The following is an 11,863-nucleotide window of genomic DNA, read 5'->3' as shown; positions in this document are numbered from 1 at the left end:
AGTCATGAATCGGTAGCGAAACGTCAACGTATGGTCGAAGATTGCGATCGGGCGCGAACCGGATGGCACGTGGCCCAGAAAAGGCGATGGGGAGCGGCCCTCACGGGCGGCTCCCCTGCCTAAGCGTGGTTACAGAGTAGCCGACGCCCAGCGTGACGGCAACCAACACAGAGTAGGCGGCGCATGATCGAGCAAGGCGAACTCCTCAAGGCGCGCATCTGCGAGCTCCTGGAGTCGTGGCAGCCGTGGCAGCGGCGGCTGTGGGATCTCGGCACGGTGCTGGCGCTGCGGGAGGCGGTCGAGGCCGCCGACTGGGTTTCCCGGCACGTGCTGTCGCAGGGATCGACGTCCTGGTACGCACGCGAGTCGCTGTTGCCCCGGCTTGGCACGGACCCGGCCATCGGGGACGGGCAGATCCGCAGGCATCTCAACGAGGTCTGCAAGCGGCCGATCCGGGCGGGCTCTCGCGGCCAACGCTCCCTGGGTCTGCTCGCCGACCGAGTGGAGGAAGGATACCTGCACCGGTGGCACACGCTGATCACGGCGGGTTCGGGGTACGACGTCGAGCGGGCCGCCAGATGCATCACGTCGCACATGCTCGACCAAGGGTTTCACCAGGACCATCTCCGGCGCGAGATCAACGGGCGACTCGACGCCGACGCCGACGCCGACGTCCGCGAACTGGTCGAACTGTTCATCGAGCTTCAGGCCGAGGGGGACAGGGAGTTCACGGGGTTCGTGCTCCTGGAGGGCCGGGTACCGGCCGCCCAGGTGGCGCAGAACTCCGCGCGCTGGCTCGACAAGGCGGCGGTCAGCGTCCTGCTCGCCGAGCAGTTTCCGGACTATCCGGCGCCGAGGACCAGCGGCGGCCTTCGTCTTCAGGTGAAGGCGCGGGATCCGCACATGGCCGTGGTGGAGATGACGGAGGTGTTCGACAGACTTCGCAACCGGGCGCGGTACCTGCGGGGACGCCAGCAGCTGTCGGCGTATCCGATGCTCTTCGTCGATGGGGTGTCGCGGCCGCAGGAGTTCCAGCGGGGTGATCCGGCGGTGACGGTTCAGTCGCTGGCGAAGGCGGGCGTCCTGTATGACGGGCCGGTCGCGGTGGCGGAGGGTTCGCGGCTCGACGATGCTCTGGAACTGGCCGCGCCGCTGACGGGAAGCTCACCGAGCACGGCGGTCGCGGGCGCCTGGGCCGCGCTGGAGTCGCTGTTGTTCTGCGACACCGACGAGGCGGACCGGGAGGAGGGACGCGCGGTCGCCGCGGACCGGGCCGCCGCGCTGGTCGCGGCGGGCTGGCCACGGGCGGAGCTGACCTCGATCAGCCACCGGGACGGGCTGCTGGGCACGGACGCGCGGCTGCGGGCCCAGCTCGACCGTGCCGGGGGAGAGAACCGTGCCAGGGTGGAGATCATGGTGCGCTGGCTCGCCGCGCGCCCGTCCGCGCCCGCCCTGCCGCCCCCGGACCTCGCCGCGCTGGACCGGATGCGCGAACTCGTCGCCCGTCCGCGCCCGACGCTCGGGCGCGTCAACGGGTACCTGCGGGGGGCGCTGCGGCGGCTGTACCGGCAGCGGAACATCGTTCTGCACGGCGGGTCCACCAGGTCGGTGGCGTTGCGCGCCACGCTGCGGACCGCCGGGCCGCTGGTCGGCGCAGCCCTGGACCGCATCGCGCACGGCTACGCCGCCACCGACGTCGCCCCGCTCGACCTGGCGAGCCGTGCCGAGGTCGCCATGCGCATCGTCGACGACCCGGACGGCTGGAACCTGCACGAACTCCTCGGAACGTGACACGCACCCGGCCCGGCGTTCGTCCAGCGGAGCGCGGGCCGGTCCACCGTCCACCCGCCGACCCGAGCCGCCCCGGACATGAATGAGCCCCCGGCCGCCTGGTGCTCGGACGGTCGAGGGCTCGCGGAAGTGCTAGGGGGACGTCAGGCGAGGTCGTGCACGCTGCTCTTGACCTCGCGCGTGAACGCCGACCACGCCGCGACACTGAACGTCAGCTTCGGCCCGTCCACGTCCTTGGAATCCCGAACCCCGACCACGGGGGAGAAGTCCGCCACCTCGACACAGTCGCCACCTTGGTGATCGCTATAGCTGCTCTTCCGCCAGCGGACGCTGGGCGTGTCCTTCATAGGCCCTCCAACACGGCTCTGATCATGGCTCGCGACTCCGCTGCGGAGTGCGCGTGGCCTTTGAGTAGTTCCCAGCGTAGAGCGAAGCCCGGAACTCTGTCGGGCTGTTCGATCAGAATTCCGACTCCGGCGGACTCCGAATATGCGACGTCGGCACCGTCGACGTTGAGGAGAGTGAAGCTCCCACCCAGTCCAGCGTAGTAGCCGACGCTCTGCGGTACTACGTTGAGCATGATGTTAGGCCGCTGCTCGAGTTCAAGCAGGAACTCGATCTGACCTTTCATTACTTCGGTGCCGCCCACCATGCGGTGGAGCACAGTTTCGTCTATGGCGAACGATACGAAGGGCGGAGGGTCACGCAAGAGGACCGCTTGCCTCTCCATACGCTGTAGAACCAGTTCGTCTAAACCGGTGGACCTATCAGCTCCAAGCACAGCACGGGCGTACTCCTCGTTTTGAAAGAGACCGTTCACGAGTAGCGCTGAGAAGACGCGCATGGACGACGCCTTCTGCTCGCGCTGAGCGTACTCGGAGAAGCCAGGGGGGAGGGTGGTCTGGAGCTCGACGTCCTTTATGAGCTTCCAGAGGCGATGGAAGTGGCCGCCGGTCTTGAAGAACGTGTCCAGGTCGAGTGCGCTCTGCTCGGAGACCTTGCGGCCGCTCTCCATGGTGCTGATCCACTGCGGCGTGCAGCCGAGCGCATCGGCCAACTCCTTTCCTGTGAGTCCAGCCTCGTCGCGCAAGCGCCGGAGTTCCGTTCCGAAGAAGATGCGGGCTTGATTCTCACTCATTTTGAGAACCTCCGGGAGGTAAACCAGGGGTTAGGTTGTTTCGATCTTGGCGTGGCTTGACCGTCGGTGTGGAACGGTCACTACCGCACTTTAACCCGGACCGCGAGTGTGATTGCAAGCTTTTCGACGCAACGACACACGACGAGGTTCCGGAGATGCACAAGAGGCCGATATCGACCAATTCCCCGAGAGTGGGACGAATACCCCTAATGTCCGAATGGCACTGCGAGCAGATGGACGACGGATTCGCTGCGCGCCGCCTCGGCAAGCTCAGCGACTACCAGCTCCTCAACGGGTGCCTGGACGAGGTGCGGGCACAGGACGAGGGCGAGCTGTGGCTTCTCTGTGACGCGCAGACGCGCCTGTCCGAGCGGGTCGCGCTCGCCGAGTCCACGAGGAGGCGGCGGTGAGCACCCTGGACGAGTGGGACGAACAGGACGAGCAGAACCCGGTCGTCGAGTCCTACGTCCGGCTGAAGATGCTGGGCATGCACCTCAGGGCCCACGGGTTCACGATCCACGAGGTGGCGGGAGGCTTGGTCGTCCGGAACACGACGTCCACCGCGCGGACCTGTAGCGGTGCCCGAGGAGTCGCCGGTGACACGATCACGTGCCGTCCGTACGAGAAGGACGAAGGCCGTTACTGGTACTTCACGTCCTGGCAGCAGCCCATCGCCGAGACTGAACGCATCACCGACGCCCTGGTGATGATCAAGGGCTATCTGGGAGCCCCCGCTTGAATCCCCCCGGCACCGGCTCCTGGAGGGTGGAACAGGCTGCCCCTGACCTGGCCGCGCTGCGGGCGGAGTTCCCAACCTTCGGCATCGTCGCAGACCCCGCACGTCCCGCCTGGATGGCTGTCAAGGGCAACGAGATATTCATCAGGGCCAGCGACGCTCACGTCCTCCGCCAGCGGCTCCTGGAGATCACCCGCCAATGAGCCTGGCAGTCCGACTACTTCTTCTTGCCCTTCTTGGGAGGCCGCCACGTGGCAAGCTCCTCCCGAGAGAGTTCGGGGTACCGCTCCACCTGTTGGGACAGGTACCCCTCGTAGGCAACGGCCGGGCTCAACCCGGTCACCGGGTCAACATCGCTGTGCCACTGCTTCACCCACGGAAGGACCTCGTCCAGCCCAGCCAGCAGCGGCATAAGCCGTTCAAGCTCCCACCCATCCCGAGTAGTCCGCTCCTCGATCAGCGTGACGAGCGCATGCGCCTGCTGAGCGTGATCCCACCCGGCCCACCCGAGCAGAAGCGTCTTGTCCCCGTCCGGACTGGCCCCCGGATACGAGACGAACCGCTCCTTGGGCACGTCCAGTTTCCCGCGATTCCGCCAGTACGAGTGCTTGAGGAAATCCGCGCCGGAGTACTTCGGCGGAACCTGGATATCGAGCCGCTCGCCGTTCTCGTCCTCCTGCCGCTGCAACCGCCACATCTCTTCCCACTGCTCCCGCTTACGCAGGCCAGAGTCCTTGTACCGAAGCGCCGGGATGAACGGGACATGCTCAGCGTCCAAGATCTCGGTGAGCACGTCGATCAGCTCGACTTCCTCACCCGCGTACAACCGAGCCACCGACACGAAGTCGGCATCGTCCTGAAGCCGGTCGGCCAGCCGCCCGACCGTCATCATCCTGGGTCGCTCCTGCCCAACCTCATCCGGAGCGAACCACAGCTCCTCAGCCTCACACCGATCCAACAACCAGTTCCGAAGAGCGTCCTTTTCCTTCTTCTCCCAAGGCTCAGACGCCCAACGCCGCTTGTACTCCGGCCGCTCGATCAACCCAATGGTCTGCGGAAGCTTTTCGATCGCCTCAATCCGCTTCTCCACCACCCGCCGATACTCCTCCGGCCACCACTCCGGAACCTCCGTGACCGGCATAGACCCATGCCGCGCAAACCACTGAGTCTCTACCTCACCCGCGGCCACTTTCCGCGCCAACACAATCTCAAACGCCCGCTCACCCAACTTCACCCCAGGCACCGCGTCTGCTTCAACAACCAGCTCGGCCTCCTCCTGCGCTGTCAGCAGGCCATAGCGCCCATACATTTCCCAGTCTAGCTCCTCTTGCTGGGCGATCATCTTCTGAACGGTCTGTTCATGTTGTTTTCGCGTCTCTTCTAGATCCATCCTGCTGGGGATACCCGGACTATTTTGGTTCTGTGGGGGTGGCCAACCTGACTGTGATATGCAAGCGTCCAGTTGTTTCGCTCGCTCGGATGAGAGTGTGTTTGGAAGTGGGAAGAGCTTGATGAATTCTCCGGGCAGCTCATAGAAATTTTCCCATGGCGCTGTTGTTTGTCGCGCACCCTTTATGTCGACGGTGCTACCGCGATTTTGGCAAACTTGCTTGAGCCAAAAACAAGCAATTGAACTATTAAGGGCTCCTAGCAGTTGAAGGTGTTCATCAAGTGAAGCCTCGGCGGGCAGCTTAATTATGGGCGATGTCTGCTTGAAAACCCTTCCGCCTTTATCTAGCGTGAAATGATTATGGGTTGCGACGAATGCAAAGGCGATGGAATGTGGTGTGCGATATCTGTCGGCGAAGAACATTGAGTACTCAAACCAAAGGAGATTGCGTTCGATTTGAGTTTTGCCATATGCAACTCGCCTCCGCAGGCTTGTGCGGTTTGGCCAGAGGAGCTTATGAGCGGCTGGGTGAAGTTCGGCTCTTAGCGTTGAGGAATTGTATGGCCACAAAGACTTGATTGGTGCATTGATTGCCCAATCTCTGGTCGAGTCGCCTTCGACGATATCCCGTTGATATGCTTTCGGAATCCTGTGTCGACGCAGAGTCCCCTCGCCGAGCATATATGCACTGTCCTCGCGAGTGACCGCACCATATCCGATGTCGACGATGAGATCTTGAAGCGACCCGGCCTTGCTTTTTTCTAGGAACCGCAGCAGAGTGTCCGCGCCGCCGCCGCTGAGGCTCCATGGATGACGCTGCAATGAGTCACTCGGTAGTTCGCGTGCGCTAACCCATTGGTTGCTGGCGCTGGGCCGCTCAACGTTTTCTTGAATGGCGCGCCAAACTCGACCGCGCGCGGGGTCGGATGGAATTCCTGGTTCGCCTTGAATTCCGAGTACAGCCCGGATTGGCTCATTGCGAGGATAAAGTCGACGGCCAATCAGAATTACGGTTGGTGTGCCATGCCCTGGAATGTAGGCGCCAGATGTATCAATTACATGAACTAGTGTGATCGTGGGAAAGAATTCTTCTATGAGCTTCTTTCCGAACTTTCGCTTCATGAACGAGTTGGCGGTGATCTGGCCGACGTAGCCGGAGCCTCGGCGGTCCTGGCCCGCTCGGATGGCGAGTTGGAAGAAGCGTTCGGCGAAAGGTACCGAGAGGGCGTATGAGCCTGAACAGCTCTTGTAGTAGCGGTAGTTCTTGTTCTCTGTCTTGTCCTTGACGGTGATGTAGGGCGGGTTGCCGACGACGACGTGGTAGCTGCCTACGCCGAGGAGGTCCACCGTTTTCACGTAGTCGCTGACGTCTTCTGTGGCGTAGGTGTAGACCGGTTCTGGTTCGGCCAGTTCGCCGGTTTTGGTGAACTCCCAGCCACCCTGGTCGAGGTCGGGGCCGCCTCGGCCGTGGATGAGGGAGTCGCCGATGGCGATGTTGAGGGTGAAGTCCGGGATTTCCCGCAAGGTCTTGATGTCACCGGCCCGCATTGCGGCGATAAGGAGGCGGAAGCGGGCGATGGCGACCGCGAAGGGATTCTTGTCGACGCCGTGCACCGAATAGAGGGCGCGGTCTACGAGGTCCCATTTGTCAGTGCCGGGGGCTTGGCGCTGCCAGCGTTCGAGAATCTTGTGGAACGCTCCGAGGAGGAAGTGGCCGGAGCCGCAGGTCGGGTCGATGACGCGGAGGCCGCGGGGGAGGGCGAGTTCCTCGGGGCAGGCTTCCGGGGGTTCGGGGTCGAGTCCGAACTCGTCGATGGCCTCGTCCAGGGTGAGGCCGAGGATGAACCTTTCGACGAACTCGGGGGTCTGGAGTAGGGCGTATTTCTTCTTCGCGTGTTCGGACAGGTCCTGGTAGAGGTTGCCGAGGAAGCGGGTGTTCCAGGACGGGTCGGTGAAGTCGTGGACGGGAACGCCCGCCGCCTCCGTACCGTCCTCCGGTCGGGCCGGGCGGGTTTGGCGCCAGAAGTCGATGAGAGCTTTCGCTCCCTCAAGGGACGGCGTGATCCGCCACATGGGGTTGTGGTCGCGGTCGAAGAGACCGGCGGCGACCGGGGACGCCTTGGCCATCGCGTCCAGGCCCTCTTCGATCCATTCCCGGTCGGTCTTGCTGGCGTTGTCCGGCTGCTCGAAGTAGAGCTGCTGCCGTTCCTTGGCGAGGTCCAGGCGTTCGCCGCGGCCGGAGAGGAACACGTCGGTGATGAGGTGGTTGTCCTCGCAGAAGCGCAAGAAGACCGTGCCGAGCACCCAGGCGACGGCGGACTGGGTGACCTGCTCCTCAAGCCAGGACGAGTACGCGGCGGCGGTCCGGCCGCGTCGACCGGCCACGTTCCACGATAGGTCGAGAAGTGCCGCGAACTGGGGGTCCTTGGCGCGCTCGCGTAGATCGTCTTCCAGCGCCCGGACCCGCGGCTTCAGATCGGTGAGCAGGGCGTCCGGGGCGATCATGAAGTACTCCTCGTGTCGTGCAGCGCGAACCCGCCGGGGACGGCGAGCTGTTCGTTCTCACCCATGGCGCGGACGACCGTGTGGTCCAGCGCGGCCTCCGCGTTCGGGTCGGGCATCGGGCAGAACACCCACAGGCCGTGCGGCTCCTCGTCCGGGGCGAGGGCGGCGAGCTTGAGGCGGGTCAGCAGCTCCATGCCGCCTTTGTAGCGGGCGAGGGGGGTGGCGTCGTGGAGCAACACCGTTCCGGGGGCGGCGTGTATCTCGTCCTCCATGCGGTCCCAGACGAGGGCGACGAGCTTCTCGAAGCCCGCGCGGGCTGTGGGGGACGCGTCGGGGGAGTCCGCGGCGAGCACCGTCTCCCAGCGGGGCCTGCCGCGTTCGGTGACGATGGCGCGGAGGGTGGTGAGGAACGTCCGGGCGATGTTGATCGGGGTGACGTCCGGCAGGGTGGTCAGGACGCTGAGCACGGCCGTCGCCTCGTCCATCCACGCCTTGACGGCGAGGAAGCCGCCTTCCTCGGCGGCGCCCGCGAGGCGTGCCCAGGTCTCCGCGCTCGGTGACGCGGTCGCGAGCCTCGTCGTGCGGCCGGGCCTGCCGCGCCCGCTGACGGTGGTGAGCAGGTCGCGGCTCGGCACCACGTAGCGGGGTTCGCCGTCCGGTCCGCGCGTCACGTTGACGGTGATGTGCAGCTCGCGGCGCAGCAGAGTGCGGAGCTCGTCCGGCTCGGGGAGGTGCGCGATCTCGGGGAAGCGGGCCAGGACACGGTCGCGCAGCTCGGCGGGGCGCAGGCCCGGCGGCCCCAGGTAGCTGGCGGCCTGCGCGAGCTGGAGCGCCTTGCGCGGTGCCAGGTCACGCGGATACAGCTCCAGCCGGGCGGTCATCGCGGCGTTGCGGGACGCGTCCGCCGCGAGCGACACCAGGGCCAGGTCCGACAGCGGCGGCATGCCCTCGGGGCGCGGGGCCCCGTTCAGCGCGGCGAGCACCGACGCCGTTCCGGGGAGCGGCGCCGAGTCGGGCAGGTCGACCAGGGCGTCCGCGCGGAGGCCGAGATCGACGGCGTAGTCGAGCAGCTCCTCCTCGGTGGGGGCGGACGGGTCGTCCTCGGCGACGGAGGCGATCAGCACGCGGTCCCCGGCGCGGCGGCGGGCCAGGCGCGGATTCTCCAGATGCTCCTCGGTCTCGACGGCGGCGCGCAGGCAGGCCGCCGCGAGGACGCGTCGCGCGGCCGGGTCGTCGAGGTCGGAGCCGCGTTCGGCGAGCAGCGCGGCGGCCAGGCGGTGCGCCTCCATGACCCGGCCGTGCGCCTGGAGGACGTCCAGCACGGTGGCGCGGAGCGCGGTGACGGCGGGCACGCTCTTTGACCAGCGCGTGCGGGCGTTGCCGAGCAGGCGCGCGACGTGCGGCTGGCCGAGTTCCAGTTCCTTCGCGACCATGGCCTGCGACGACCACTGCGGGACGGGGGCGGGTTCGCCGTCGTCGGGGAGCCCGAGCACCGCCCGGATCACCCGGATCTCTATGCCGTTGCGTCCCACGTCCCTTGGGACGAGCCGTTCGGCGACCTCGTCCAGGCTCAGGGTGCGCGGGTCTGCGGCGGGAGCGCGGCCGGGGTCGGCGGCCTTCTCGGCGATCGCGAGCTGTCGCCGCCACTCGCGGGCCCGCTTCACCAGCTCGTTGCGCGGTCCGAGGCCCACGCCGCGCAGGCGCTGGATCCGCGCGGACGGGACCTTGCTCAGCTCCCCGACCGTGGACACCTCGAGCTGCTGCAACGCGATGGACAGCGCGCGGGACGTGAGGCCCGCGGCGAGGAGCGGGGTGTCCGCCGCCACCGCGGTCGCGGCTTGCTCGCGAGCCGACTCCGGGTCGTCCGACTGGCGGTGGACCGTCTGCGGGGTGGTCGGGGGCAGGGATTCGTCCAAGCCCCGGAACACGTCCAGCCAGGCGAATTCCATCTCGCGCAGCGTCGCGTGGCGTCGCGCGGCGTCCCGATGGAGCGCCTTGTGGAAGAAGTCGACGAGACGTTCGCGCAGCAGCGGGTCGAAACTGTCCTCGGCGAGCTGCGGGACCTCCTCGGTGCTGTCCAGGAGGTTCGGCGCGGCCATGCCGTCCCCCCAGGACGGCAGTTCGGCGGCGGCCATCTCGTGGAGCGTCACCGCCACCGCGTACCGTTCGGCCGCGTCGTCGTACTCGGGGCGGCGCTCCGTGCCGAGGAACGGGTCCAGGTACGGCGGCGTGCCGACGCCGATGTCGCGGGCGGTGGCGTTGGCGAGCGAGAAGTCGAACAGGACCAGGCGGCGCCCCTTCTTCGGCAGCTCCTTGATGCCCAGGTTGTCCGGCTTGATGTCGCGGTGCCAGACGCCCTCGTCCGCCAGGTATCCGACCGCGTTGAAGAGGTGCGCGCCGAGGTTCTCCAGGTCGTCGATCGTCAGGCGGCCCTGAGCGCGCAGGAACTGCGACAGCGTCTGCTGTCCCGCCTGCTCCAGGACCAGCACGTGCCGTTCGCCGATCTCGATCGGGCCCTTGATCCAGCGGACGATGTGCGGGCCCGGAAGGGTGCGGAGCCGCCTGGCCTCGTGCTCCAGGCGTTCGCGGCTCGCCTCGCTCAACGCGACCTTGAGAACCTGCTCGTGACCGTCCCGCTCGACCAGCAGCGCCTTCGCCGTCGAGCCCTTGCCAAGGATCCGAACGACCTTCCAGCCCTGCACGACGGTTCCGGTCACCGCCTCCAGCAGGTCGGGCTCGTCCGACTCGTCGGGCGCGGTGATCTCCTCCTCGACCTGCTCCAGCCAGTCGAGGAACTCCCGGACCGTTTCGTGCCGGTCCACCGGTTGGACGGCGGTGGCACCCCGGACGAGGCCGTCCATCACCGGGGTGACGGCGTCCGACACGGCCGATGGGACGAGCGACTGCTGATCTGACAGGCTGGCCTGGAGGGTCGCCCGGCTGCGGGCCGGGGGACGCCCCGTGAGGATCAGATAGGTGAGCGCTCCCAGGCCGAACATGTCGAGAGGCGTGCCCTGCGCGTCGCCGTTGCCGAACTCCGGCGCGAGGTAGGGCCCGGACGAGGTCTCGAGATGCGCGGCGAGCGATGCGGCGCCGCCCGCGCCGGAGAGGGTGCTCTGCCCGCCCAGGGCGGTGGGGCGGCCCGACGAGCCCGAGTTCGGGCGTGCCGACACCTGCCAGTCGCAGATCCGCAGCCGCGGGTAGTGCCCGTCCATCTCCACGTAGACGCTGCGGGCCGCCAGCGCCCGGTGGAACAGATGGCGGCGGTGCGCGTGGTCGAGGGCCTCGGCGAGCTGCCTGACCATTTCGACCCGCGTCTCGATGGGCAGGTCCGTGCCGCGTTCGGCGATGAAGTGGTCGAGCCGCGTCCACCCGGCGCCGTGCCGGAAGATGACCGCCGGACCCGCCTCGTGCTCGTCGCTGAACTGCTCCGCCTGGACGATTCCCTCATGGGAGATGCCCTGCAACGCGAGGTATTCGCGGCGAGCGGCGCGGCGCGTCGACTCCCGCTCCTCCCGGTCGGCCCGCAGCTCCGACAGGTAGACGCGGATGCGGCGCGGCTGGTCGTCCGGGAGCGCGGTGTTCTCGGCGAGATAGTCCTCCCAGGTGGGACCCGCGTCGAAGGACTGCGGCGCCAGCTCGAACGGGCCGATCTTGCGATGCTTGCGCAGCCCCGAGATGCCGATCTTGGTGAGGAGCTTGTGCAACTGCTTGGAGAAGGCGGGCTCGACGACGTCCCGGCGGCCACGGGGCGCGCCGCCGAGGAGCCCGGTCCAGATGCCCGGGAGACCGGTTTCCTGCTCCCGGCCGTCCCGTCCGTAGACGTTCAGCTTCTGGGAGTCGTCGAACAGGCAACGCAGGTCGGGGGCCGACAGGAACACCGCCGGGCGGATGAACGGGATGCGCAGGTCGCGCATGCCGGGAAGCTGGTCGCGGGCCCATTCGAGCTGCTCGCGGAGCTGCTTGCACTTCAGGTCGGTGCCGAACAGCGGGTTCTCGAACGAGCGCGTCCGGTCGTCCCCGTGGAAGATCCACGTGCTGCCGCTGTTCACCGCGCGCCCCGGATGGCTCTTGATCTCCACGAGGAAGAGCCCGGCGCGGGTCGCGATCAGCAGGTCCACCTGCGGAACGTGGCCCGACCGCGCCGCGAACGAGAACGTCTGCCATGCCCGGTACGGCTCCGTCTCCGGCATCCGCGCCCGGACGTGCTGGAGGGCCTCCTCCTCCCAGGTGAAGTCGGACCGTGGCCCCCACCACCGGTTGGACACCCCGCGCCACCTCTTCACCGACGTCCGCACTGACC

General features: G+C 67.0%; 8 protein-coding genes. 4 read left to right on the top strand and 4 right to left on the bottom strand.

Annotated elements, in window-relative coordinates; translation table 11 throughout:
* Positions 1–183: 183 nt before the first annotated feature.
* Complete coding sequence (locus ABD808_RS32510) at positions 184–1,791, top strand: hypothetical protein (RefSeq protein ID WP_344905155.1); 1,608 nt, start codon at positions 184–186, stop codon at positions 1,789–1,791.
* A 143-nt stretch (positions 1,792–1,934) separates the two neighbouring features.
* On the opposite strand, the gene ABD808_RS32505 is transcribed toward ABD808_RS32510, so the two are convergent.
* Together ABD808_RS32505 and ABD808_RS32500 are read right to left on the bottom strand one after the other, a co-directional pair.
* Positions 1,935–2,138, bottom strand: coding sequence for a DUF397 domain-containing protein (locus ABD808_RS32505; protein WP_344905153.1), 204 nt, complete (start codon positions 2,136–2,138; stop codon positions 1,935–1,937).
* Entirely contained in the window at positions 2,135–2,929 is a 795-nt protein-coding gene (locus ABD808_RS32500; RefSeq protein ID WP_344905150.1) for a helix-turn-helix domain-containing protein, read from the bottom strand. The genes ABD808_RS32505 and ABD808_RS32500 overlap by 4 nt, the downstream gene beginning before the upstream one ends.
* 209 nt (positions 2,930–3,138) lie before the next feature.
* Between ABD808_RS32500 and ABD808_RS32495 the strand changes: the two genes are divergently transcribed.
* Genes ABD808_RS32495 through ABD808_RS32485 form a run of 3 tightly spaced genes read left to right on the top strand, consistent with a single transcriptional unit; the run spans position 3,139 to position 3,868 of the window.
* On the top strand, positions 3,139–3,339 hold the full coding sequence (locus ABD808_RS32495) for a hypothetical protein (protein ID WP_344905147.1): 201 nt from the start codon (positions 3,139–3,141) through the stop codon (positions 3,337–3,339).
* Entirely contained in the window at positions 3,336–3,668 is a 333-nt protein-coding gene (locus ABD808_RS32490) for a hypothetical protein (RefSeq protein WP_344905145.1), read from the top strand. Before ABD808_RS32495 ends, ABD808_RS32490 begins: the two co-directional genes overlap by 4 nt.
* 26 nt (positions 3,669–3,694) lie before the next feature.
* The gene (locus ABD808_RS32485) at positions 3,695–3,868 is read left to right on the top strand and encodes a hypothetical protein (RefSeq protein ID WP_344905142.1); all 174 of its coding nucleotides are present in this window, start codon (positions 3,695–3,697) and stop codon (positions 3,866–3,868) included.
* Positions 3,869–3,882: 14 nt separating this feature from the next.
* On the opposite strand, the gene pglX is transcribed toward ABD808_RS32485, so the two are convergent.
* Together pglX and pglW are read right to left on the bottom strand one after the other, a co-directional pair.
* The gene (pglX, locus tag ABD808_RS32480) at positions 3,883–7,560 is read right to left on the bottom strand and encodes a BREX-2 system adenine-specific DNA-methyltransferase PglX (protein WP_344905139.1); all 3,678 of its coding nucleotides are present in this window, start codon (positions 7,558–7,560) and stop codon (positions 3,883–3,885) included.
* Positions 7,557–11,828, bottom strand: coding sequence for a BREX system serine/threonine kinase PglW (gene pglW, locus ABD808_RS32475; protein WP_344905136.1), 4,272 nt, complete (start codon positions 11,826–11,828; stop codon positions 7,557–7,559). The genes pglX and pglW overlap by 4 nt, the downstream gene beginning before the upstream one ends.
* Positions 11,829–11,863 lie beyond the last annotated feature (35 nt).

It is taken from the genome of Actinomadura meridiana, assembly GCF_039537545.1.
Taxonomy (GTDB): Bacteria; Actinomycetota; Actinomycetes; order Streptosporangiales; family Streptosporangiaceae; genus Spirillospora; species Spirillospora meridiana.
The sequence above is the reverse complement of the archived record's forward strand: the minus strand, read 5'-3'. Positions and strand labels throughout refer to the sequence as shown.